The sequence below is a fragment of the Pseudoalteromonas sp. T1lg21 genome (assembly GCF_002964625.1).
GTDB lineage: Bacteria > Pseudomonadota > Gammaproteobacteria > Enterobacterales > Alteromonadaceae > Pseudoalteromonas > Pseudoalteromonas gelatinilytica.
This window is the reverse complement of sequence record NZ_PQBX01000029.1, coordinates 1-238: the sequence shown is the minus strand read 5'-3', so window position 1 is coordinate 238 and position 238 is coordinate 1. Positions and strand designations below refer to the sequence as shown.

The 238-nt window shown below is 46.2% G+C and carries 2 tRNA genes; both read right to left on the bottom strand.

Features of this window, described 5'->3' with window-relative positions:
* Window positions 1-2: 2 nt before the first annotated feature.
* Window positions 3-84 (bottom strand) — tRNA-Leu (locus C2M25_RS06885).
* Between the two features lie 70 nt (window positions 85-154).
* Window positions 155-229: transfer RNA gene (locus C2M25_RS06880), tRNA-Gln, on the bottom strand.
* Window positions 230-238: the final 9 nt, after the last annotated feature.

Here is a 238-nt window from a genome sequence, read left to right as displayed (position 1 = left end):
GGTGCGGAAGGAGAGACTTGAACTCTCACAACCGAAGTTACTGGAACCTAAATCCAGCGCGTCTACCAATTCCGCCACTCCCGCATCGTTCGTACTAATGTACTGGTAGTTATTTTAGACTCTTCATTGAGTATTCTTTGTCACTTTTAGAAAGTGGCTGGGATACCAGGATTTGAACCTGGGAATGGCAGGATCAAAACCTGCTGCCTTACCGCTTGGCGATATCCCAACAAAGAAT